Raw genomic sequence first — 23597 nt, forward strand, 5'->3', positions numbered from 1 at the left:
CATGAGCTTCGTGGTCGAATCAACTAAATTTAAGGGTACGCACCAGTGTCGAAGGGCAGGGTTGCGGAAATGGCCGAAAAGATGCGGAAACGATCCGTAGAGAGAGGAGCCAATTTTCTGAATGCCAGAAACGACAAAGCCCTGAATAATCAGGGCTTTGTAGTATATAAGATGGCGGAGGCGATGGGATTCGAACTCATGGACCTGTTACAGTCGACGGTTTTCAAGACCGTTGCCTTAAACCACTCGGCCACACCTCCGTTGCGTTGCGGGCGCCATAATACCTGAGTGAAACACACTGTCAAACTCTCTGCATGGCTTGTTACAGAGCGTCTGTTATGATCTTTGCGACTGAACGTTTCAAACCAACAGGAGTGTCGCCATGCGCGAACAGGATTACGCAGTTAATAACGGCGTGCAGGCTGAGCAGCTAGAGGTTAGCCGCGTCCTGCGCAACACATATGGTCTACTCGCTCTCACCCTCGCATTCAGCGGCGTGATGGCGTTCGTTGCCCAGCAGATGCGTGTTGGCTACCCGAATATTTTCGTGGTGCTGATCGGCTTCTACGGGCTGTTCTTCCTCACCAACAAACTCCGTGATTCCGCGTGGGGCCTGGTGTCGGCTTTTGCCCTGACCGGTTTCATGGGTTTCCTGCTCGGCCCGATCCTTAACCGTTACCTGGGCATGCAGGGCGGCGCTGAAGTGGTCAGCTCGGCGTTCGCGATGACTGCACTGGTGTTTGGTGGTCTGTCGGCCTACGTGCTGATTACCCGCAAGGACATGAGCTTCCTCGGTGGTTTCATCACCGCCGGTTTCTTCGTCCTGCTGGGTGCAACGCTGGCGAGCTTCTTCTTCCAGGTCAGCGGTCTGCAACTGGCGATCAGCGCAGGTTTCGTGCTGTTCTCGTCCGTCTGCATCCTGTTCCAGACCAGCGCCATCATCCACGGCGGCGAGCGTAACTACATCATGGCGACCATCAGCCTGTATGTATCGATCTACAACCTGTTCGTCAGCTTGTTGCAGATCTTCGGCATCATGAGCCGCGACGACTGATTTCAGTCGTTGAAACAACAAAAAACCCGCCTAGGCGGGTTTTTTGTTGTCTGCAGAAAAGGCTATCAATTGATGACGATACTGCCATCGGCCTGTTGCTTGTAGATTGTATAAGGCAACAGCAACGTGTCGAGCACCCCTGAAAATGCAGCATCTACCAGTACGCCGGGTGTCGCGTTGTTGTAATTGAACGCATCGACATCATCCGGACGCTCTGCGTGGAGCAAACAGAAGTCATAGGTCACGCCGCTGTAGATTCGCGGAACAGCGCCGCAGTGGGATTTTTTCTCTTTCAGATAGGCCGCGGCGTCTTGATCGCTGCGAACGACTGTCTGCACAGTCCCGCAACCAACGAGCATCAACGCCGCCAGAATTACTGCCTGAATCTTCATACCGCGAATCCTTCGCTGGAAAAACGTCAATCTAAGCCGAATTTGCAGAAAAAGCACCTAAGCCATCGGCGGCAAGCGGCGTTTGACCGGGGTCTTCTTGACTATTGCTGTATTGGTTTCGGCCAAGGTATTGAGGCGGTCGAGCAGGGTGTCCAGTTGTTCCATCGAGCGCACGTGCAGACGGGCGATAAAGCAGTCCTCGCCAGTGACCTTGTCGCACTCGGTGAACTCGGGAATCGACTGAATCTGACGCTCGACTTCCTGCAATTGCCCCGGTAGCGGCCGTACCCGGACGATCGCCTGCAATTGATAGCCGAAGCACTTGGGATCGATCTCGACGGTGTAGCCCTTGAGCACACCGCGCTCCTCCAGCCTGCGCAAACGCTCGGCCACGCTGGGCGATGACAGCCCGCTGATCTGCGCCAGCGCCTTGAGCGATCGCCGCGAATCCTCCATCAATGCGCTGATGAGGATCTGGTCGATATCGTCGGTCATGAACAAACTCCCGCATTAGGCGATTGGTGAGAACTACCCCCGATAAAAAAGGCAGAAAGTGAGTTTAGCCTGCTTTATGCACTGGAGTGGCCCTGTGGCGGCTTGGCATACTTTTGCCACAAACACAGGAGAATAATGATGGACAACACACTGCGTCGCGGCTCATTTGAAATGACCGCTGCCATGCTCATATCCGGGACGATCGGCTGGTTTGTGCTGGTGTCCGGGCAGCCGGTGCTGGATGTGGTGTTCTGGCGCTGCGTGTTCGGTGCCGGCACCTTGTTATTGATCTGCGCAGCATTCGGCTTTCTGCGCCCAGGCATTCTGACTCGCACAACATTTTTGCTGGCCGTGCTCAGCGGCGTGGCGATTGTCGGTAACTGGGTGCTGTTGTTCGCCTCGTACTCTCGGGCCTCGATTGCCATTGGCACGGCGGTGTACAACGTGCAGCCGTTCATGCTGGTCGGATTGGCGGCGCTGTTTCTCGGCGAGAAAATCACCGTGCAGAAGCTGTTCTGGCTGGCGATTTCTTTTCTCGGGATGCTGGCGATCGTCAGCGCCCACGGCCAGCAAGGCGAGGGCGGTAACGACTATCTGGTGGGGATTGCCCTGGCATTGGGCGCGGCGTTTCTCTATGCGATTGCGGCGTTGATCATCAAGCGTCTGACCGGCACGCCACCGCACTTGATCGCACTGATTCAGGTCTGCACCGGTGTGCTGTTGCTCGTACCATTCGCGCACTTTTCTGCACTGCCGCAGGCACCGAGTGCATGGGCCAGTCTGATTACGTTGGGCATTGTTCATACCGGCCTGATGTACGTGCTGCTGTACGGCGCGATCCAGAAGTTGCCGACGGCTTTGACCGGTGCACTGTCCTTCATCTATCCGATTGCTGCGATCTTCGTCGACTGGCTTGCCTTCGGTCATCGCCTGGAAATCCTGCAATGGGTTGGCGTTGCGGCGATTCTGCTGGCGGCGGCCGGCATGCAACAGGGCTGGGGTTTCAAGGCACGGCGGCTGACCGCGCAGTGATTCTCAGATGTTCCAGCGCGGTGCGGTTTTTGCCAGACGCTGGCGCATCTCGCCGATGTTCGCGGCGAGTTGCCGGGTCAACAAACGATAGCCATCGAGCGCGCTGTAGACCGGCGCGTCAAGGCTGGTCTCCTGCAACTCCACTGGCCGATCCAATCGCTGTGCCGCGCCGGATTTCAGGGCGCGGGCCATGCCGATCAACTGCACGCGAATGACCCGATGCTCGGCTTTCAGCGCCGATTGCAGATGGGCCATGGCCTCTGGGTCGTTGGCATCGGGGCGGGTGTTGCCGAGGATCTCCAGGGTGCTGATGCACATGCGCAGGTTGCGCTGGATGGCATCGAGTTCGGTCATGGAGATTTTCACTTCCTTGGACACCGATGGCATCAGCGAACGCAATTGCACCATCACTGCGCCCAAACGGCTCATCAATTTAAGATGCTCGTCAGCGCTGACCGGTTGGCCGCTGATGATCCGTCCGTACACAGTGGCGCAGTCGCGCAAGGCATCGGCCAGGTTGTAGCGCCACGAGTACACCGCGTACAACGGCAGGGCGAAGGAGAAGGCCAATGCCAGCGCGATACCGATCAGGATGTCGACCCCACGCCACAAGCCATCGGTGATCGGGTTGTCGCCATGCCCGGCAACAATGAATACGGTGATCGCCGAGAGCAGCGCGGTATAGCCGCCCTTACCGATCGCGTGATACGAGAAGAAGCCGCAGACCACGGCCATGGCGAAGTAGGTCAGCCACGGCATGCCGAGCCAGGCCTGCTGCGCCACCAGCAATAATCCGACGCCGGCACCGATCAAGGTGCCGGTAGCGCGTTCGGCGGCTTTTTTGCCGATGTTGCCGTGGTGCTGCAAACCGCCGATTACCACCAGCATGGTCACCGACGCCCATTCACCGTGGGGCAGGTTGATGCCGGTGGTCAGCAAAATCGTCGCCAGCAACCCCAATGCCACCCGCACCGCGTGGATCAATCGGGCGTGGCGGTAGCGCCGGTACGGGTCCAGCAGCGGACGCAGGATTCGGCGCAACAACGGAGGCAATCTGTGGGTGCTGAACGTACTCAGTGCAAGGCCCTCGTCAGAAGATGTAGTCGGTGGTCAGGAAGCTCGAATCGCGTCCGCGAATGATCTCGCTGATCAGATCCTTGTTGCTGTCCTGGAACTTGGTCGCCACCAGCGTGCGGATCGAAAATACCCGCAACGCATCGTGTACCGACAGCGTGCCTTCGGCGGAGTTCTTGCGACCGTTGAACGGGTACGTGTCCGGGCCGCGCTGGCACTGGGCGTTGAGATTGATCCGGCCGACCTGGTTGGCGAAGGTGTCGACCAGTCGGCCGACCGCCACCGGGTTGGTACCGAAGATGCTCAACTGTTGGCCGAAGTCCGATTCCAGCACGTAATCGATCACGGTATCGAGGTGACGGTACGGCACGATAGGCACGACCGGGCCGAACTGTTCTTCCTGATAGACGCGCATTTGCGGATTCACCGGGTACAGCACCGCCGGATAGAAGAACGACTCGCGGGATTCACCGCCACTCGGGTTGACCACCTCGGCGCCCTTGCTGCGCGCGTCCGCCACCAGACCGTGCAGATAGTCGACCTTGCCCGACTCCGGCAGCGGCGTCAGCGATACACCGCTGTCCCATGGCATGCCGGGTTTGAGCGTGGCCAGTTTGGCGTTGAATTTTTCGATGAAGCTGTCGACTACGTCTTCATGTACGAAGAGGATCTTCAGCGCGGTGCAGCGCTGGCCGTTGAACGACAGCGAACCGGTGACGGCTTCGCTGACGGCGTTGTCCAGATCGACTTCCGGCAGGACAATGCCGGGGTTCTTCGCGTCCAGACCCAGCGCGGCACGCAAGCGGTGCGGTTTCGGGTGCAGCTTCTTCAGGTCGCTGGCGGCCTTGTTGGTGCCGATGAACGCGAAAATGTCGATCTTGCCGCTGGCCATCAGCGCGCTGACGGTTTCACGTCCGCTGCCGTAGATGACGTTGATGACGCCGGTCGGGAAGCTGTCACGGAACGCTTCGAGCAACGGGCGGATCAGCAGCACGCCGAGCTTGGCCGGTTTGAACACCACGGTGTTGCCCATGATCAGCGCCGGGATCAGCGTGGTGAAGGTTTCGTTCAGCGGATAGTTGTAAGGCCCCATGCACAGCGCGACGCCGAGCGGTACGCGGCGTATCTGACCGAGCGTGTCCTGCTCCAGCTCGAAACGGCTGGAGCGGCGGTCGAGTTCCTTGAGGGCGTTAATGGTGTCGACGATGTAATCGCAGGTGCGGTCGAACTCTTTTTCCGAGTCCTTTAGGTTTTTGCCGATTTCCCACATCAGCAGCTTCACCACAGCGTCGCGTTGCTGACGCATGCGGCCAAGGAAGGCTTCGACGTGCTGGATGCGCTCGGCAACGCGCATGGTCGGCCACAGACCCTGGCCCCGGTCGTAAGCGCGGACGGCGGCATCAAGTGCGGTGAGGGCGGTGTCGGCGTCGAGCAGTGGCGTGCTGCCGAGAATCACTTGTTCGTCGCCATTTTCACCGTGCAGATAAACCGGGCTGCGTACAGAGGCGAGCGGGCCGTCCCAGCGGCGCAACTGGCCGTCGACGAGGTATTCGCGTTGCTCGACCTGAGCGCCTGGGCGGTATTTTTCCGGGATGTCGCTGACAGAAGGGAACAGGTTGCCAAGGATGTTTGCTGTGGTCATGTCGCTACCCCGTGTTGGATGTCCGCGTGCAATCAAAAAAGCCTTTAAAGGTTATACGCCTGAATGCGCCGAAATTTAAACCCGCGAATGTCACCCGAATGTCACGCAAAGGCGCAGAGCAGAGCTTCAAGGGACGCTCCGCGTTCCAAGCGGACGCAGAGCGTCCGGGGCTGCATTCCCACGCAGAGCGTGGGAACGATCATTGGAGAGAAGGCTGGCCCCGTTTGCCCCCCTCGCTGTCCCGCAATGCCCTCAAGCGTCTGGCGTGGCTGTCTTAAGGTGTGATCACAACAATAAGCCGCACCCCACGCGAGGATCGTTATGCGGGCAATCCGATTCACTTTACTGCTGGCTCTGGTCGCTGCGATGGCGGGCTGTGGCGACGAAGCAAAACCGTCAGTGACATCCAGCAGCGCCACACCCTCTGACCCAGCACTGGCACAGATCTACACCAACAGTTGCCAGCTCTGTCACGCCAATCCGGCGGCCAACGCACCGCTCACTGGCGATCGCAAAGCCTGGGCGCCGCGCATCCAGCAGGGTGCCGACACGCTGCTCGACCACACCATCAACGGCTACAACGGCATGCCGCCGATGGGCCAGTGCGTCGAGTGCTCGCAAGAGCAGTTCCTGCAATTGATCGGCTTCATGGCCGACCAGCCTCTCCCACAATAAGGTGCGCGCATGACGATGGATCTGACACGGCGTCAGTTATTGCAACGGGCAAGTATCGTCGGCGCGTACAGTGCGCTGGCGAGCAACACGGCCCTGGGTCAATTGATGCGCGCGCCACGGCTGATTCCCTGGCGCAACTGGTCGGGCGCGCAGAGTTGCCTGCCGGCAGCACGGTTGGCGCCGAAAAATCTGGATGAGCTGACGACGGTGATTCGTCAGGCCCAAGGCAAAATTCGTCCGGTCGGTTCGGCGCACTCCTTCAGCGCCTTGGTGCCCACCGACGGCACATTGTTGTCGCTGAGCTACTTCAACGGTTTGCTCGACCACGACCCGAAAACCCTGCAAGCCGAATTCGCCGCCGGCACGCCGATGTCGCGCATGGGTGTGCCGCTCAAAGACGTCGGCCAGGCCCTGCAAAACATGGCGGATATCGACTACCAGACCCTCGCCGGAGCAATCGCGACGTCGACCCACGGCACCGGCAAAAACTTCCAGTCCTACTCGGCCCATGTCTGCGGCCTGCAAATGGTCACTGCCAATGGTGAGGTGCTCGACTGCGACAGTCAGCGCCACCCTGAGGTGTTCAACGCCGCTCGCGTCTCCCTGGGTGCACTCGGCGTGGCAACGAAAATCCGCCTGCAAAACCGTCCGGCCTATCGCCTGCGTGAAACTCAATGGATCGCCAAGACCGAAGAACTGCTCGAAGACCTCGACAAGAACACCCGGGAAAACCAGCACTGGGAAATGCTCGTCGTCACCCATTCCGACTACGCCTTGTCCATCGCCCTCAACGAAACCACTGACCCGGCGACGCCGCCGATCAGCCCCGAAGAGGAGGGCGGCAACGAGTTCGTCAACCTGATCGAGAAGATCGACAAGTACGGCAGCGACTTTCCCGACCTGCGCCGGACAATGCTCAACAGCCTGCGGCATCTGGCGAGTTTCGATGACCGGGTGGGCGACTCGTTCGACATCTACGCCAACGTGCGCACGGTGCGGTTTAACGAGATGGAATACTCGGTGCCCGCGGAATACGGCCCGGCCTGCCTGCGCGAAATCCTCAAGTTGATTCAGGACAAGGGCCTGCGCACCTGGTTTCCCATCGAGTACCGCTACGTCAGGGCTGACGACATTCCGTTGAGCATGTTCGAGGGGCGCGATAGTTGTTCGATCTCGGTGCATCAGCACTATCAGATGGACCATCACAACCTATTCGCTGCCATCGAGCCGATCTTCTGGAAGTACAACGGCCGGCCACACTGGGGCAAATTGCACACGCTCAATGCGCGAACGTTGCAGCCGCTGTATCCACGCTGGCGCGAGTTTGTCGAGGTGCGCCAGGCGCTTGATCCGAGCGGCAAGTTTTTGAATGCGCATCTGTCGTCGATTCTGGGAGTGAGCTGATGGCGGTCAATCGACGTAATTTTCTGCTTGGCACACTGGGTTTCGGCGCTTTACTGGTGGGCGTTGGTGCCTGGCTGAGACCGGGGGATCGCGGCGGGCCGTACAGCGAATACTTCCAGGCACTGAACCGTGAACTCAAGGAAAAAGGCCCGATGCGCCCGGTGCTGCTGATCGATCTGGATCGCCTCGATCACAATATTGATGTGGTGATGCAGTCGGTGAGACGCGGTGGCAAGCAACTGAGATTGGTGGAAAAGTCGCTGCCGTCGCCGGGGTTGCTCAGTTACATCGCCCAAAAAGCAGGAACGCAGAACTTGATGTCATTTCATCAGCCGTTTCTCAACCACGATGCCGTGAAGTTTCCGCAATCCGACATCTTGCTCGGCAAGCCGCTGCCGGTGCGCTCGGCTGAACTGTTCTACCAAACCCACAAAGGCCCGTTTGATCCGGCGAAGCAACTGCAATGGCTGCTCGACAGCCCTGAGCGTTTGCAGCAATACCTCGCGCTGGCGAAGGGGTTGGGCACGCGGATGCGCATCAACATCGAACTCGATGTGGGCCTGCATCGTGGCGGCGTGAGTGACGTTGAAGCGCTAGGGCAGATGCTCACACTGATCAGCGCCAACCCGCAGCATCTGGAGTTTGCCGGGTTCATGGGCTACGACCCTTTCGTGGGCATGGGCGTGCCGGGGATTCTCGGTTCGCCTGAAGAGTTGTTCGCCAAGGTCATGGTGATCTATCAGCGCTGCGTCGATTTCACCCGCCAGCAGTTTCCGCAGTTGTGGCATGACGGCTTGTGCCTGAACACCGCCGGCAGCCCAAGTTATCGAATCCATGAAAACGAAAGGCTGAGCACGGAAGTGTCGGTGGGCACGGCGATGCTCAAGCCGACGCATTACGACTTGCCATCGCTGGTCGATCATGTGCCCGCCACCTACATCGCCACGCCCGTTTTGAAAAGCACGGGCGCGGTGAACATCCCGGCGCTGGATGACAAGTCAAAGCTGTTTTCGTGGTGGGATACGAACCAGCGTCAGACCTTTTTCATTTACGGCGGTAACTGGATGGCCGCGTTCGAATCGCCGCCGGGTCTGCAAAGCAACAGTGTCTACGGGCGCAGTTCCAATCAGGAGATGGTCAATGGCTCGAATGCCGTGGGTCTGACAGTGGAAGATAACGTATTCCTGCGCCCGACCCAGACCGAAGCGGTGCTGTTGCAATTCGGTGATTTGCTGGCTGTGCGCGGCGGCAAGATCGTCGACACGTGGCCGGTCTATTCCTGACCCCAACCCACCGTAAATCTCCCTCTGGGAGCGAGCCTGCTCGCGAAAGCGTCCTGTCAGTCACCATCTACTTGACTGGCACACCGTATTCGCGAGCAGGCTCGCTCCCACAGGTTTAGTGTCGTCTGTTAAATCTCGAGCAATCCTGTAATGAAGCTTTTATGACAAAAGTTCGGTAGCACATCGCCAGTCCGGTCATGCCTATGTAACGCGCTTGAGGGGCCCAACAGGGCGCTTTTCACAAGCCGAGGCGGGACGCCGGGAGTGAGGCAGTGGGGACTATGGAACGCTACTCGAAAGTGGGCATGCAGGAACTCGATCAACGTCTGTCGAAGATCGTCGAAGCCGCGCGCAAGAAGCCGGTTTCGGTGTATCGCTACGGCGCGCCGTGGGTCTGGATCGTCTCGCAGGATGACTGGCAGGGCGCCTTGAAAGAGGTCTCCAGCTACATTCCGCCAGGTCATTCGCTGGTCTTGCTACGCCCGCAGATCGACGATTTGCTCGACGCCCATCGCGACCTTCTGCACGACCTCAATGCCGAGCCCGGCCGGCTGATCCCCGCGCAAACGGTCATGCACATTCTGCTCCTGCAACTGCTGTATTCGGTGCCTAGCGAGCAGCAGCTCTATGAACAGCTCAGTTACAACCTGCTGTTTCGCTGGTTCGTCGGCCTTGGTCTGCAACAGAAAGTCTGGAGCTTCAACGCCCTCAGTCGCGACATCGCCACGCTGCTCAACAACCCGCGTGCGGTGCAACTCATTCAGAAAATCATCGGCGAAGTGTTCTGCGGTGCCTTGCTGCAAATGCCCGAGTTCTCGTTGAACTTCGCGCTATTGCACACATGGCTCGGTAAACACGCCTGCGCTTCGACAGCCAGCAACTGACGCAACACACAAGGCGCGCAACAGCGCCAACAGGTCATCGCGAATTCAGGGGGTAGTGTGGAACAGATTTTTACGTCACGGCTGGCGCTGTGGGGCTGGCTGCTGGTGACGGCGGGCGTGCAGCCGGCGCTGGCCGAAGAGGCCGCCGAAACCAACGCCGCGCAGCGTCTCGTCGACGTCAACGAATACTTCGTGCGTGGTAACACCGTGCTCGATGCTCGGGCGATCGAAGAAGCGGTATACCCGTTTCTCGGCCCGCAAAAAGCCCTGAGCGATATCGAAGGCGCGCGCGACGCGTTGCAGAAGACCTATCAGGAGCGCGGCTATCAATCGGTGTTCGTCGAGTTGCCGGAGCAAGCGGTGGCGGACGGTATCGTCTATCTGCAAGTCAGCGAAACCAAGGTCGGCCGCGTGCGCGTGGTGGGCGCCAAGCACTATTCGCCACTGGACATCCGCGACGAAGTCCCCGCGCTCAAGGAGGGCGAGGTCCCGGACTTCGCCAAGGTTCAGGGTGAACTGGCGCAACTCAACAAAACCCCGGGCCGCCAGGTCATGCCACTGGTTCGCGAAGGTCAGCGCCCCGGCACCATGGACGTCGATTTGCAGGTCGAAGACCAGAACCCTTGGACGGCCAGCGTCGGCCTCAACAACGACTACAGCGCCGACACCGAAAAACTGCGGGCCGTCACCAGCCTCGGCTACAACAACCTCTGGCAACTCGGCCACAGCATTTCGCTGACCTACTTCACTGCGCCGCAGGACACCGACAACGCCAAGGTCTGGTCCGGCTCGTATACCGCGCCGCTGACTGATCGCTGGAGCGTGCAGTTCTCCGGTTATCAGTCCGACAGCAACGTCGCCACCATCGGCGGCAGCAACGTGCTGGGCAAGGGCCATTCCTATGGGGTATCGGCGATCTACACACTGCCGTCCAGCGGCAGTTGGTCGAATTCGCTGTCAGCGGGCATCGACTTCAAGGACTTCGACGAACGCCTGACCCTGTCCGGCGAAAGCGACAAGGTGCCGCTGCAATACGCGCCGTTCACCTTCGCCTACAACGGCTATCGCTACACCGAAAAGAGCCAGCTCGGCCTCGGCCTGAGCCTGGTCGCGGCCACCCGCAGCCTCTTCGGTTATGGCAGCTCCGACGAAGACTTCGACTACAAACGCTACCGCGCCAACCCGAGTTTCGCCGTGCTCAAGGGCGACACCAGTTTCACCTGGACCTTCGCCAACGACTGGCAGAGCGCGAGCAAAGCGGCGTTCCAGTTGGCTTCGGGGCCGCTGGTTTCCAACGAGCAATTCTCCGCCGGCGGCGCGACCTCGGTGCGCGGCTATCTGGCCGCCGAACGCACGGCTGATGACGGTTACCTGCTGAGCCAGGAACTGCGCACGCCGTCGCTCGCCAAGTACACCGGCACCTGGATGCAGGATTGGCGCTTCTACGCCTTCGCCGAAGGCGCGCAACTGTACCTGCGCGACGAACTGCCGGATCAGGACGCCAATTTCGCCCTGGCCAGCGTCGGCCTCGGCACCCGCGCCAGCCTGAGCAAATGGCTGTCCGGCAGCCTCGACTGGGGCTATCCGCTACTCGAAGGGCCGAACACCTCGAAACAGGAATCGCGCCTGCACTTCAACCTTCAAGCCACTTTCTAAAGGAGCACGTACATGCAGCGCCTCTTCCTTTCGTTGTTGATCTGCCTGGGCTTCGTGCTCCCGGCCACGGCTCAGGCCTGGTGGCAGGACGACTGGCACTACCGCAAACAGATCACCGTCGACACCACGCCGCAGGGCGCGGCGATCAATCAGGCATTGGGCCGCACTGCGCTGCTGGTGCGCCTGCACACCGGCAATTTCACCTTCGATGGCGTTAAAGAAGACGGTTCGGATCTGCGCTTTGTCGGCGCCGATGACAAGACCGTGCTCAATCACCAGATCGAAAGCTTCGATGCGCTGATGGGCATGGCGCTGATCTGGGTTGATGTGCCGAATGTCGAGGGCGGTCAGCGTCAGGACATCTGGATGTATTACGGCAATCAAAAAGCCCCGGCCACTGGCAACGGTCAACTGACCTTCGACCCGAATTACACCGCGCTGTATCACTTCGACGGCGCCACCGGCACGCCGGCCAAAGACACCACCGCGTATGGCAACACCGCGCAAAGCGCGACCGGCGCGGCGATTGACGGCGTAGTGGGGCGTGCCTTGCAGTTCAGCGGTCAGCCATTGCTACTGCCGGCCAGCCCCTCGTTGCAACACAACGCCGGCAGCGCATTCACCTTCAGTGCCTGGCTGCGTCTGGATCAGGCTAATGGCGAGCAACTGATTCTGGCCCGCCGTGAAGGTGCCAACAGTCTGTTGGTCGGTGTGAATCAGGGTGTGCCATTCGTGGAAATCGACGGCCAACGCGCAGTCGCCACACAGCCGCTGAATCCAGGTCAATGGCAGCACGTCGCGCTGACTGCCGAAGGCTCGAAAGTCACTCTGTACATCAATGGTCGCGAAGGCACGACACTGGCGGTGGCGATGCCGGCGTTCAACTCGGTCATGGCCATCGGCGCGGACCTTTCCGCGAGCGCCTTCCAGCCATTCGTGGGCGCTGTCGACGAACTGCGCCTGTCGAAAGTCGCGCGTCCTGCGCCGTTATTACTGGCCGACGCCACCTCGCAAGGCGCCGAGTCGAAACTGGTGGCCTACGGCGTTGATGAAGAACAGTCCGGCTACGGTTTCGGCAGCCTCGGCTTCCTGCTCAACGCGGTGCCAGTCGACGCTTGGGTGATCATCGCCGTGTTGGTGCTGATGATGTTCCAGTCGTGGATCATCATGCTGCGCAAGAACCGTACCCTCGGCCGCGTCAGCAAGGCCAACGAAGCCTTCCGCGAGCAGTTCGCCAAGGTTGGCACGCGTCTGGAGATGTTTGCCGATGACGCGCAACTCGCTCAGCGTTTGCAGCATTCATCGCTGTGGCGTCTGTATCTGGTGGCGGTGAAAGAAATCCGCACCCGCCGCGAGCAGGGCGCCGACACCTCTTCGGTTTCAGCGGCGACCATCGAAGCGATCCGTTGCTCGATGGACGGCGTGCGAACCCGGGAAAACCAGGCCCTCAGCTCGAAGCTTTCGACACTGTCCAACGCCATCGCCGGCGGTCCTTACATAGGTCTGCTCGGCACCGTGCTGGGGATCATGGTGGTTTTCCTCGGCACGGCGATGGCCGGCGACGTCAACATCAATGCGATCGCTCCCGGCATGGCCGCCGCGCTGCTCGCCACTGCCATGGGCCTGTTCGTCGCGATCCCGGCTCTGTTTGGCTACAACCGCCTGATCACCCGCAACAAGGAAGTCAGCGCCGACATGCGCGTGTTCGTCGACGAGTTCATCACCCGTCTGGCGGAGATGCACGGCGAAAGCCAGTTCAGTGAGGCGTCGCACTCGCGCGGCCATCACGCCAACCATTCCGTACCGGCCTGAGGAGCATTGACATGGCGTCCGTAAATGCCTCCCACGACGATGAAGAAGATGCTGCGGTGGACAGCATCAACATCACCCCGCTGGTCGACGTGCTGATGGTGGTGCTGGTGATGTTCATCCTCACCGCCACCGCGCAGGTTTCCGGCATCCAGATCAATCTGCCCAAGGCCAGTGCATCGGTGTCGCTGTCGGAAGCCAAGACCAAGGCGATTTCGGTCAACGACGGCGGCCAGGTGTTCCTCGATGCCTACCCGGTGACGCTGGCCGAGCTGGAAGAGCGCCTGCGCATCGAAAAGGCACAGAGCCCGGACTTCCCGGTGATCGTGCGCGGTGACGCGACGGTGCAGTACCAGAAAGTCATCGAAGTGCTGGATCTGCTGCGCCGGCTCGAACTGTCCCAGGTCGGTCTTGTGACCGGCAAACCGAGTCAGGGCTGAGTCATGACCGCACAACTCCCGATCGAGCCGCTGCCGGTGAAAAAGTCGCCGATGCGCTTTGTGAAGTGGGGCGCCGGGCTATTGGTTGGCGCGCTCGCCGCATGGTTCCTGTGGCAGTGGGCCAACGACATGAGTGGCATCCGCCGCGAAGCGCCGAAGGTGCCGACGATCATTCCGTTGCCGCCACCGCCACCGCCGCCACCCGAGAAACCGCCGGAGCCGGAAACCCCGGTGGAAGAAAAAATCGTCGAACCGGAACCAACGCCCGAGCCGCAGGAGGTCAAGCCTGAAGAAGAGGCGCCGCCATCGCCAGCGGACGATCTGGCCAACCCGATGCAAATGGACGGCGATGCACAGTCGGGCAACGACGCCTTCAACATCGGTGCGGGCAAGGGCGGCGGTATGGCCGGCGCTGGAGGCGGGCGCGTGGGTAACGGCACTTACAGCCAGTTCCTTGCGTTCACCTTTCAGAAGCTGCTGCGCGAGAACCCGGAGCTGCGCAACCTCGCCTTCACCTTGCAGGCCGATGTGTGGCTGAGCAGCGTTGGCGAGATCACCCGGGTCGAGCTGATCAAGTCCAGCGGCAATCCCGAGATTGATACCCAGGTTTTGGCGGCGCTGCGCAGTGCGCCGCACTTAAGCGAACGGCCACCGGCCTCCATGACTTTGCCTGTGCGCCTGTCCCTGCAAGGGCGGCGTCCGGGTTAACTGAATTCTTAAAGTTTTGCCAAAAGGAGTTGTGTGCAGATGATTTCCAACGTGAATCGATTGTCCCTGGCGGTCGGCATGGTCATCGCGACCCTGGTCGGTCAGGCCGTGGCAGCGCCTGCGCCCTCGGAGAACGCCACGATCAATCTGATCCGCTTGCTGGTCGAGCAGGGCATTTTGAAACAGGACAAGGCCGACGCGCTGATTGCTCAAGCGCAGAACGAAGCGGCGCAGGCCAAACAGGCTGCCGCAACCACGGCAGTGGCGGCAGGGCCTGTTGCCGCCCCAGGCGATGTGCGCGTGCAGTATGTACCAGCAGCGGTGCGCGACCAGATCCGCGATCAGGTCAAAGCCGAAGTCATGGCCACCGCCAAGCAGGAAAACTGGGCAGCGCCCAACACCTTCCCGGACTGGGCGTCGCGCATCAGCTTTGACGGCGACATTCGCCTGCGTAACGAGTCGCGCTATTACTCGGACAGCAACAGCAACGAAATCGTCGACTTTGCCAAACTCAACAACAACGGCCCGTACGACGTAAACCCCAACAGCAGCACCAGCCTGCCGCCGCTGCTCAACACCCGTGAAGACCGCACCAACCAGTTCCGCATTCGTGCTCGGCTGGGCATGAAAGCGGTAATCTCGCCGGAATGGACCGCCGGCATTCGCATCGGCACCGGCTCCGACAACAACCCTGTATCGACCACGCAAAGCCTGGGCGGCGGTTTCGCCAAGAAAGACATCTGGCTCGATCAGGGTTACCTGAACTGGAAGCCGACGGACGAGTTGACCCTGACCGGTGGCCGCTTTGCCAACCCGTTCATGTCCACCGACATGCTCTATTCCCATGACCTCAACTTCGACGGCGTGGCGGCGATTTTCGATCACAAGCTCAATCGTGATTGGGGCGTGTTCGGCACCGTCGGCGCGTTTCCGGTGGATTACACCAACGACACCACCAGCAGCAATGGCTTCGACAAGGAAGAGAGCGACAACAAATGGCTATACGGCGCGCAGATCGGCGCCAAATGGGCGATCAACAGCAACAACCGCTTGAAGGGCGCACTGGCTTATTACCGCTTCGACGACATCGAAGGCCAGCGCTCCGGCCCCTGCGAGCCGTGGGCCGGCGCGCCGGGCTGCGACAGCGATGGCAGCCGCGCGGCGTTCATGCAGAAGGGCAACAGCGTGTTCCTGCTACGGGACATCACGCCGAACCCGCTTAACCCGACCACCACGCCGCAACCGCAATTCGTCGGTCTGGCGTCGGAGTTCAACCTGCTCGACTTGAACATGGTCTGGGATGCCGATCTGCCGCAAGACTTCAAACTGCGCAGCCAGGGCAACTACATCCACAACCTCAGCTACGACGAAGGCGACATGAGCAAGCGTTCCGCCGGGCAGATCGTCAACAACCTCGACAGCAATGGCGATATCGAAAGCGGCGCCAATGCATGGATGGTGCAGTTCACCCTCGGCAACGCGCTGGACCTGAAGAAGCAGGGCGACTGGAATATGTTCGCCGGCTACAAGTACATCCAGCCGGATGCCTTGCCGGACGGCTTTAACGACTCGTCGTTCCACCTCGGCGGCACCAATGCCAAGGGCTATTTCATCGGTGGTAATTACGGCTTGGCGAAGAACGTTTACGCCACCGGTCGCTGGATGAGCACCGAGGCGGTGTACGGCGCGCCTTTCGACATCGACGTCTTGCAGCTTGAGATCAACACGCGCTTCTAAGGCGCCGGGAGAACGATCATGCACGCACGAGTTTTACTGTTGGGGCTGAGTTTTTTCATCGCGCACGGGGCGAGCGCCGAAGGCATGGAAGAGCGCCTGCGCACCCAGTTGCGCAGCACTACCCAGCAGTTGCAGGCCCTGCAAAGTCAGCAGGCCCAGGCCAGCGCCGCGCAACTGGCGGCGCAGAACGAGGCCAAAGCCGCCCAGGCGCAAATCAAGCAATTGAGCGCCGAACTGGCCAAGGCCAAAGGCGTCGCCGAGCAACTCGCCGGGCAGCAGCAGAGCCTGCACAGCCAGGCTCAGGCGCAAGTGGCGGCCAGTAACGAGCAAACCGGCAAGTTCAAAAAGGCCTATGACGAGCTGTTGGTCATGGCCCGTGCCAAAGAGGCAGAACGGTCTAAGCTTCAAGCGCAATTGGCTGAACGTGACACACAAGTGCAGCAATGTTCAGTCAAGAATCAGCAGATGTACGGCGTCGCCAAACAGATCCTCACTGCCTACGAAAACATCGATGTGGCCGAGGTGATGAAGATCCGCCAGCCCTTCGCGGGCAGCGCCCGGGTCAAGTTCGATGAACTGGCCCAGGGGTTGGGTGACGACCTCTACAAGACTCAATTCGACGCGCCGCAAGCCGCGCTCTTGCACTGATTAAAAAGCCTGATTTAAAAGACTGATAAACAAGGAAGAAACAATGACTCAATTGATCAGCCACGTTTCCCCGCAATCCCTGACCGACGTTCTGCAAGCCGCCGGTTATCGCGTCAACCAGACCGAACAGAACGGCATCGTCCAGTTGCTCAGCGCCAGCCAGGGCATCGGCTACGCCGTGCGCTTCGGCAACCCGGCGGCGGAGCAGGGTAGCTATGTCGACTTCACTTTCAGCTGTGCGCTGCGAGTGCAGGGTGAGTTGCCAGTCGGTGTGGCCGAGCAGTGGAACGCGACTCGACGTTTTGCCCGGTTGTCGTTGCAGGGCGAGTTTCTGGTGATGGAAATGGACGTGGTGCTGGCCGCCGGCGTCAGCAACGATCACCTGCGCGGCAATCTGGAATTGTGGGATCGCCTGTTGCAGGAGTTCATCGTTTACCTGCGTGACTTCAGTCAGGCCGCTCAAGCCTCGGCTGCAAAAGTGGCCGTCGCCGAGCAAGAGGAAGTCGCCCTGTGAAAAAGCCTGCCATGGTGATCGGCGCTGGAGCAGTGGCGCTGTTGGTGGTGGCCGTGGCGCTGGTGGTGCGACCGGGCAGTGACCCGGTCGCCGCCCAGCAATCGTCGCCGGTGGCGGCGGTTGCTGGCGGGCCGGCGGTGGCGCGGTTGGGTAATCAGCAGGTGTCGCCGCAGGAATTGCAGACATTGCTGGCCACTGTCCCGCCAGAAACCCGTGAACAACTGCGCGGTAATCGTGAAGCGCTGGAGCGCTGGATTCGTGCGCGTCTGGCCGAGAAAGCGGTGCTGGAACAGGCCGATGCCCAGGGTTGGGCACAGCGTCCGGACGTCGCGCGACAGACCCGTGCGGCGACTGAGCAGATTGTCTTTCGCGATTATTTGCGTTCGGTCAGCGAAGTGCCGGCGGATTACCCGAGTGCGGCCGATTTGCAGAAAGCCTATGACGCGGGCAAGGCGAACTGGCAGACCCCGGCTTTGTATCGGGTCAGCCAGATTTTCCTTGGAGTGAATGAACCGCAGAATTTTGAAGCAGTACGCAAACTGGCGGCGGAACTGAGCAAAAAGGTTCAGGCGACACCGGGGGATTTTGCGGCGCTGGCGACCCAGTATTCGCAGGATCGCGTGACGGCTGAACGTGGCGGCGATACCGGTCTGCAACCCTTGCAGCAACTGGTACCGGAAGTGCGCGGCGCGGTGGCGCGACTGAAGGTTGGTGCGATTTCCGATCCGGTGCAAAGCGCGGCCGGGTTTCATGTGATCAAACTCACCGAGCAGCAACCGGCGCGTACCGCGACCCTGGATGAACTGCGCGACCAACTGACCCAAGCGCTACGGGCCCAGCGGCAGGAGCAGATTGCCCAGGCGTATCTGGACGGGATGCTCAATACCGCGACGTTGAGTATTGATGGGGCTGAACTGAACAAAATTCTCGAGGAAAAACAATAGTCCTGATTCACCGCAGATCCCCTGTGGGAGCGAGCCTGCTCGCGAAAGCGTCGGTCAATCCAATATCGTTGGTACCTGACGCACCGTATTCGCGAGCAGGCTCGCTCCCACATTTAAACCGAGGCGTTTCCAGTACAAAGATCGACAGGAAGTCATCGATGTCATTCACCGAACCCGCAGGACGACAGGGCAGCGCCGAATTTCGCTGGGCGCAGGACGAAAGTGAACCCTGGCTGGCGCAAGCCGCGATGATCGACACCGAAATCGCGCAATACTTTCTGGTCAGCGCCCGCTGCGGCTGCTTCATGCAAGCGGCGCGCAGCCTTAACGTTCGATCGACCCTGCTGCGCAAACAACTGGCGCAGCTGGAGCAAGAACTTCAACATTCCCTGTTCAGCTTTCATGGCAGCGCCTTGAGCCTGACCCGCGAAGGCCAGCAACTTCAGGCAAAACTGGTTGCTCTGGCCAATGAGCGCAAACTGCCGGTGGTCGAACAACCGTTGATTCGCCTGGCGGTCGCCGAATCGATCCTGCACGACATCCTCGGCCGCGACCTGATTGCGCTGCTGCGGCGTAACGCCAGCGTGCGTCTGGAAATCATCGCCCTCGACAGCGAACTGTCGCTGCGCGCCGTCAGCGCCGATGTCGTCCTGTGGCTGGCCCACGGCGAAACCCCGCATCCCGGCCCGACCTTCGCCACCAGCGAACCACAGCGACTCGCGAGCCTGGACTACCTGCCACACATCGCCAAACGCTACTCGCGCGTTACCGCGCGCCCCGACAGCCCCGACGACCTCGCCGATTTCATGCTGGTGCAATGGCAACACGATCAGCAGATCGACAGTTTTCGACCATGGAATAACCTTGTCGAACAACGTCTGGCCGGCGTGGTGCAAATGCAGTCTTATGAGCTGATGCTGGAGATGATCCGGTGCAGTGCCTGCATTGGTTTGCTGCCGATGTACATGAGCCGCTATGACCGTGGACTGGTGGCGCTGCCAGGGTTGTTCGAGGAGCCGATGCGATTGCAGGCGTGGCTGGCGGTGAATGCCGATTCGCAACACATCGCCGAAGTACAAACCCTGCTCGACCTCATTCACCACACCTTCGACGAACGCCAGGAATGGTTCCAGACCTGAACGGTGAACCCACTGAAACCCAAACCTCCTACATTGTGATTGTAGCCAGGCGCAATATCTGCGGTTTAGAGTGGTCGGCCACACATCGATCCAGGACGGATCTGCCATGCCCGACCACAACCCTGCGATTCATATCGAACGCTTCAACGAATCCCACGTCGAGACCGTTACTGCGCTGTACAACAATCCAGCCGTGGCCCGCCAGGTGTTGCAGATGCCGTTTCAGTCCGTCGAGGTCTGGCGGCAAAGGGTGATGGCGGATAACGAGCGGGCAGTGAAACTGGTGGCGCTGCATCAGGGCGAGGTGATCGGCCATTTGGGCCTGGAACATTATTCGCGGATTCGCCGCAGCCACGCCGGCAGCATCGGCATGGGCGTGGCGGTGGCCTGGCAGGGCAAAGGCGTGGGTTCAAAATTGCTGGCGGCGGCGCTGGACGTTGCCGACAACTGGATGAACCTGCACCGCGTCGAACTCACGGTATACGCCGATAACGAAGCGGCCATGGGCCTCTACCGCAAGTTCGGCTTCGAAAACGAAGGCCTGTTCCGTGACTACGCGGTGCGCGACGGGCAATGGGTGGACACTCTGAGCATGGCCCGCCTGCGCCGCTCGCCTAAAGCCTGACTCAGTCGCCCAGCGCAAACGCCACCGCCGACTGCGCATGCAGTTCGGTGGTGTCGAGCAGGGGCAGGGCGCTGTGTTCGGGTTTCACCAGCATGCCGATTTCCGTGCAGCCGAGAATGATCGCCTGGGCGCCACGTGCGGTCAGCGATTCGATCACCTGCTGATAAACCTTGCGCGAAGCCTCACTGATCACCCCGACGCACAGTTCTTCGTAGATGATCCGATGCACGTCTTTGCGCTCGGCCTCGTCCGGCACCAACACCGTCAGGCCTTGGGCAATCAGGCGTTGCTTGAGGAAGTCCTGCTCCATGGTGAAGGCCGTGCCGAGTAACCCGACGGTACGGGCGTCAATCGCCAAAGCCGCGTGCGCTGCCGGTTCGGCAATGTGCAGGAACGGAATGCTGATCGCTGCCTGAATCTGCTCCGCTACCTTATGCATCGTGTTGGTACACAGCACCACGCACTCCGCGCCGCCGGCTTCAAGCCTGCGCGCCGCATCCACCAGAATCGCCGCAGTGTCATCCCAGCGTCCGGCATGCTGGGCTTGTTCGACCGGGCCGAAATCGACGCTGTACATCAGCACTTGTGCCGATCGCAATGGGCCGAGACGGTCACGCACCTGTTGATTGATGAGTCGATAGTATTCGGCGCTGGACTCCCAGCTCATGCCGCCGATCAGGCCGATGGTGCGCATTGGATTTCCCTTGGTTATGAAGGTTGGGCTCCGGCAGAGTGTCCATGTGTTCAAGAGCGCACGCCAGTGCCAAGCAAACTGTACCGTTGATCCTTGTGCAAAGTGTCCCGGTACCGGTGTTTGAGGTTAAACGTACGCCAGCGCTTCGATCTGTCACTATCGACCATCGCAAGCTCTCTCCCGAGGAACGTACCCATGAACGACGTACAACAGCTGGGCGAAATGCTTCGTCACTATGCCGAGAGTGAGGCACACAAGAAGCAACTGTTCGAGACGCAATCGGCGGCGTGGGCTACACGGATTACCGAACTGTTCGGCCATATCCAGCAATGGCTGGCGCCGGTGCAGGCACCGAATCTGCTGGAGGTGAGCCGTGAGGCGTATGTCGCTTTCGGGCCGAGCACGCCGGTCGAGACCTCGACCTTCAAGACTGAAAAACTGAGCATTGTGATTGCCGGCAAACCCGTGGAGTTCGTGCCCGATGTGATGGGCAGCGCGGGGCAGATTTCGTTGGCGGTGATGGGCTTGACGGCGGCGCGGTATGGCAGCATTTCGCTGGTTGGATTGCCGGGCGGAGAGTGGCAGTGGCGCAAGACCAATGGGCTTAAAGATCCGGATACTTTTGTATTCGATGCGGATTTTCTGGCGCAGCAGTTGCAAAGCCTGATTCCCCGAGACCGCACCTAGATTCCACGGCTTGCACAAAACCTTGTAGGCGTGAGCCTGCTCGAGATTGGGGTCATTCAGTCAATATCAACGGTGACTGATGTACCGCTATCGCGAGCAGGCTCACTCCTGCAGAGGGACGTTGGTGACGCTACATTTCCAGGTTGATCCAGCCTTTTTTGGCCTCTTCCGGCGCCACCGCTTTTACGGTTTTTCCGGTCGCCAACTCAACCCGCCGCGCCACCTCCGGATCATCGGCAAACGGCACCATACTCGCGTCATCGAGGCTTTCTGCGGTTTGATGTCGCAAGCAGTACTCCACCGCCAGCCACAAAAACACCACCCCCAACACATTCAAGAAAACATCGAACATGACCGGCTCCCTGCCTCAGGCGATCTGCGCTTCGCTGCGCGCCAGTGCAACATCCGCCACCCGCACCGTGCGCCAAACGTTGTAAGCCATCAGTAACATGCCGCTGAGGAAGAACACCCCACCGGCGAAGCGCACGATGAATCCCGGATGACTGGCTTGCAGCGCCTCGACAAACGAATACGTCAGCGTGCCGTCCTCGTTGATCGCTCGCCACATCAGGCCTTGGGTAATGCCGTTGACCCACATTGAAGCGATGTACAGGACGGTGCCAATGGTCGCCAGCCAGAAGTGCAGGTTGATCAGCGGCGTGCTGTACATCTGCTCGCGGCCGAAGACTTTCGGCACCATGTGATAAGTCGCGCCGAACGTGATCATCGCCACCCAGCCCAATGCGCCTGCGTGAACGTGGCCGATGGTCCAGTCGGTGTAGTGGGAAAGGGCGTTGACCGTTTTGATCGCCATCATCGGCCCTTCGAACGTCGACATGCCGTAGAAGGCCAGCGACAGCACCAGGAAGCGCAAAATCGGATCGGTGCGCAATTTATGCCAGGCACCCGACAGCGTCATCATGCCGTTGATCATCCCGCCCCAGCTCGGCGCCAGCAGGATCAGTGACATCGCCATGCCCAGCGACTGCGCCCAGTCCGGCAGTGCGGTGTAGTGCAAATGGTGCGGGCCGGCCCAGATGTACAGGGTGATCAGCGCCCAGAAATGCACGATCGACAACCGATACGAATACACCGGCCGGTTGACCTGCTTTGGTACGAAGTAATACATCATTCCGAGGAAACCGGTGGTCAGGAAGAACCCCACCGCGTTGTGCCCGTACCACCACTGCACCATGGCGTCGGTGGCGCCGGAATACACCGGATACGACTTGAACCAGTCCACCGGAATCGACAGGTGATTGACCACATGCAGCATGGCGATCACCAGAATGAACGCGCCAAAGAACCAGTTGCCGACGTAGATGTGTTTGGTCTTGCGCTGCACCACCGTGGTGAAGAACACCACTGCATAGGCGACCCAGACCACGGCCATCCACACCGCGCCGGAGAATTCGATCTCGGCGTATTCCTTGGTGGTGGTGTAGCCCATTGGCAGGGTGATCAGCATGATCACAATCACCGATTGCCAACCCCAGAAAGTGAACGCGGCGAGCTTGTCCGAATACAGCCGCACCTGGCAGGTGCGCTGCACCGCGTAGTAGCTGGCGGCGAATTGCGCGCTGCCAGCGAAACCGAAAATCACCAGGCTGGTGTGCAGCGGCCGCAAACGGCCGAAGGTGGTCCACGGCAAGTCCAGATTCATCTCTGGCCACACCAGTTGCGAGGCGATCCAAACCCCCATCGCCATGCCTACGACACCCCAGAAAACCGTCGCGATAACGAATTGGCGGACGACCTTGTAGTTATAAGCCTGTCCGATTGTTGCTGTGCTCATGGTCAGTTCATCCACGGTTGCAAAGTCTTGCCAGGCCACCCGGTCTGGCACGAGCTGCACTGTAGGAATACCGCTGGAAACAAAACAGGCTCAGGAATCTTTCATTTGTGCGGATCAGATTTAAGTGCTGCCTGCGGCGTTCTGCCGCGTCCTGATATGGTTTTTATACATTCAGGTGAATCTGTAACGTCCTGCGCCGTACCTTCATAGTGCCTCTACGAAAACTGTAGGAGTGAGCCTGCTCGCGATCGCGGTGTGTCAGACAC

24 protein-coding genes and 1 tRNA gene are annotated in these 23597 nt (G+C 60.0%); 17 read left to right on the forward strand and 8 right to left on the reverse strand.

Annotated features, from left to right (window positions below; genetic code table 11):
* Positions 1-172 precede the first annotated feature (172 nt).
* Positions 173-260 (reverse strand) — tRNA-Ser (locus IAI51_RS22250).
* A 122-nt stretch (positions 261-382) separates the two neighbouring features.
* On the opposite strand from IAI51_RS22250, the gene IAI51_RS22255 reads away from it, so the two are divergent.
* A complete protein-coding gene (locus IAI51_RS22255; RefSeq protein ID WP_187680418.1) occupies positions 383-1054 on the forward strand; it encodes a Bax inhibitor-1/YccA family protein in 672 nt (223 codons plus the stop codon).
* Positions 1055-1119: 65 nt separating this feature from the next.
* Here the strand turns inward: IAI51_RS22255 and IAI51_RS22260 are convergent, their stop codons facing one another.
* Positions 1120-1446 (reverse strand): YceK/YidQ family lipoprotein, encoded by a 327-nt coding sequence (locus tag IAI51_RS22260; protein WP_187680419.1) that lies wholly within the window; start codon positions 1444-1446, stop codon positions 1120-1122.
* A 57-nt stretch (positions 1447-1503) separates the two neighbouring features.
* The gene (locus IAI51_RS22265; protein ID WP_187680420.1) at positions 1504-1941 is read right to left on the reverse strand and encodes an Lrp/AsnC family transcriptional regulator; all 438 of its coding nucleotides are present in this window, start codon (positions 1939-1941) and stop codon (positions 1504-1506) included.
* Between the two features lie 138 nt (positions 1942-2079).
* Here IAI51_RS22265 and IAI51_RS22270 point away from each other — a divergent pair, with 138 nt between their 5' ends.
* The gene (locus IAI51_RS22270; protein ID WP_187680421.1) at positions 2080-2973 is read left to right on the forward strand and encodes a DMT family transporter; all 894 of its coding nucleotides are present in this window, start codon (positions 2080-2082) and stop codon (positions 2971-2973) included.
* A gap of 3 nt (positions 2974-2976) precedes the next feature.
* Here IAI51_RS22270 and IAI51_RS22275 read toward each other — a convergent pair whose 3' ends face one another.
* A complete protein-coding gene (locus IAI51_RS22275; protein WP_187680422.1) occupies positions 2977-4017 on the reverse strand; it encodes an FUSC family protein in 1041 nt (346 codons plus the stop codon).
* 46 nt (positions 4018-4063) lie between these two features.
* Positions 4064-5689: an NADP-dependent glyceraldehyde-3-phosphate dehydrogenase gene (locus IAI51_RS22280; RefSeq protein ID WP_187680423.1), complete on the reverse strand. Its 1626-nt coding sequence runs from the start codon at positions 5687-5689 to the stop codon at positions 4064-4066.
* Between the two features lie 321 nt (positions 5690-6010).
* Between IAI51_RS22280 and IAI51_RS22285 the strand changes: the two genes are divergently transcribed.
* The 14 genes from IAI51_RS22285 to IAI51_RS22350 all read left to right on the forward strand — a co-directional run bounded on the left by IAI51_RS22285 (position 6011) and on the right by IAI51_RS22350 (position 20155).
* Positions 6011-6364 (forward strand): c-type cytochrome, encoded by a 354-nt coding sequence (locus IAI51_RS22285; protein ID WP_187680424.1) that lies wholly within the window; start codon positions 6011-6013, stop codon positions 6362-6364.
* Between the two features lie 75 nt (positions 6365-6439).
* Complete coding sequence (locus IAI51_RS22290; protein WP_187680440.1) at positions 6440-7768, forward strand: D-arabinono-1,4-lactone oxidase; 1329 nt, start codon at positions 6440-6442, stop codon at positions 7766-7768.
* Positions 7769-7842: 74 nt separating this feature from the next.
* Positions 7843-9051, forward strand: coding sequence for a DSD1 family PLP-dependent enzyme (locus tag IAI51_RS22295; protein ID WP_187680441.1), 1209 nt, complete (start codon positions 7843-7845; stop codon positions 9049-9051).
* A 272-nt stretch (positions 9052-9323) separates the two neighbouring features.
* The gene (locus IAI51_RS22300; RefSeq protein ID WP_187680425.1) at positions 9324-9935 is read left to right on the forward strand and encodes a transposase; all 612 of its coding nucleotides are present in this window, start codon (positions 9324-9326) and stop codon (positions 9933-9935) included.
* 57 nt (positions 9936-9992) lie between these two features.
* A complete protein-coding gene (locus IAI51_RS22305) occupies positions 9993-11591 on the forward strand; it encodes a ShlB/FhaC/HecB family hemolysin secretion/activation protein (protein WP_187680426.1) in 1599 nt (532 codons plus the stop codon).
* A 12-nt stretch (positions 11592-11603) separates the two neighbouring features.
* On the forward strand, positions 11604-13403 hold the full coding sequence (locus tag IAI51_RS22310) for a DUF2341 domain-containing protein (RefSeq protein ID WP_187680427.1): 1800 nt from the start codon (positions 11604-11606) through the stop codon (positions 13401-13403).
* Between the two features lie 11 nt (positions 13404-13414).
* On the forward strand, positions 13415-13840 hold the full coding sequence (locus IAI51_RS22315) for an ExbD/TolR family protein (RefSeq protein WP_186551381.1): 426 nt from the start codon (positions 13415-13417) through the stop codon (positions 13838-13840).
* Between the two features lie 3 nt (positions 13841-13843).
* Entirely contained in the window at positions 13844-14548 is a 705-nt protein-coding gene (locus tag IAI51_RS22320; protein WP_187680428.1) for an energy transducer TonB, read from the forward strand.
* Between the two features lie 39 nt (positions 14549-14587).
* Positions 14588-16285 carry a putative porin gene (locus IAI51_RS22325; protein WP_187680429.1) on the forward strand — a complete coding sequence of 566 codons (1698 nt, stop codon included), beginning with the start codon at positions 14588-14590 and terminating at the stop codon, positions 16283-16285.
* An 18-nt stretch (positions 16286-16303) separates the two neighbouring features.
* A complete protein-coding gene (locus IAI51_RS22330) occupies positions 16304-16933 on the forward strand; it encodes a DNA repair protein (protein ID WP_187680430.1) in 630 nt (209 codons plus the stop codon).
* Positions 16934-16976: 43 nt separating this feature from the next.
* A complete protein-coding gene (locus IAI51_RS22335) occupies positions 16977-17447 on the forward strand; it encodes a YbjN domain-containing protein (RefSeq protein WP_187680431.1) in 471 nt (156 codons plus the stop codon).
* Positions 17444-18391 (forward strand): peptidylprolyl isomerase, encoded by a 948-nt coding sequence (locus IAI51_RS22340; RefSeq protein ID WP_187680432.1) that lies wholly within the window; start codon positions 17444-17446, stop codon positions 18389-18391. The genes IAI51_RS22335 and IAI51_RS22340 overlap by 4 nt, the downstream gene beginning before the upstream one ends.
* A 158-nt stretch (positions 18392-18549) precedes the next feature.
* A complete protein-coding gene (locus IAI51_RS22345) occupies positions 18550-19530 on the forward strand; it encodes a LysR family transcriptional regulator (RefSeq protein WP_187680433.1) in 981 nt (326 codons plus the stop codon).
* Between the two features lie 106 nt (positions 19531-19636).
* Complete coding sequence (locus IAI51_RS22350; protein WP_187680434.1) at positions 19637-20155, forward strand: GNAT family N-acetyltransferase; 519 nt, start codon at positions 19637-19639, stop codon at positions 20153-20155.
* A gap of 1 nt (position 20156) precedes the next feature.
* Here IAI51_RS22350 and IAI51_RS22355 read toward each other — a convergent pair whose 3' ends face one another.
* Positions 20157-20849: an aspartate/glutamate racemase family protein gene (locus tag IAI51_RS22355; RefSeq protein ID WP_187680435.1), complete on the reverse strand. Its 693-nt coding sequence runs from the start codon at positions 20847-20849 to the stop codon at positions 20157-20159.
* A 195-nt stretch (positions 20850-21044) separates the two neighbouring features.
* Between IAI51_RS22355 and IAI51_RS22360 the strand changes: the two genes are divergently transcribed.
* Complete coding sequence (locus IAI51_RS22360) at positions 21045-21536, forward strand: hypothetical protein (protein WP_187680436.1); 492 nt, start codon at positions 21045-21047, stop codon at positions 21534-21536.
* A 130-nt stretch (positions 21537-21666) separates the two neighbouring features.
* On the opposite strand, the gene IAI51_RS22365 is transcribed toward IAI51_RS22360, so the two are convergent.
* Both IAI51_RS22365 and ccoN read right to left on the reverse strand, forming a co-directional pair.
* Positions 21667-21888, reverse strand: a complete 222-nt coding sequence (locus IAI51_RS22365; RefSeq protein WP_187680437.1) for a cbb3-type cytochrome c oxidase subunit 3 — start codon at positions 21886-21888, stop codon at positions 21667-21669.
* Between the two features lie 15 nt (positions 21889-21903).
* Positions 21904-23331: a cytochrome-c oxidase, cbb3-type subunit I gene (gene ccoN / locus IAI51_RS22370; RefSeq protein ID WP_187680438.1), complete on the reverse strand. Its 1428-nt coding sequence runs from the start codon at positions 23329-23331 to the stop codon at positions 21904-21906.
* Positions 23332-23597 lie beyond the last annotated feature (266 nt).

The organism is Pseudomonas sp. N40(2020) (assembly GCF_014472415.1).
Taxonomy (GTDB): domain Bacteria; phylum Pseudomonadota; class Gammaproteobacteria; order Pseudomonadales; family Pseudomonadaceae; genus Aquipseudomonas.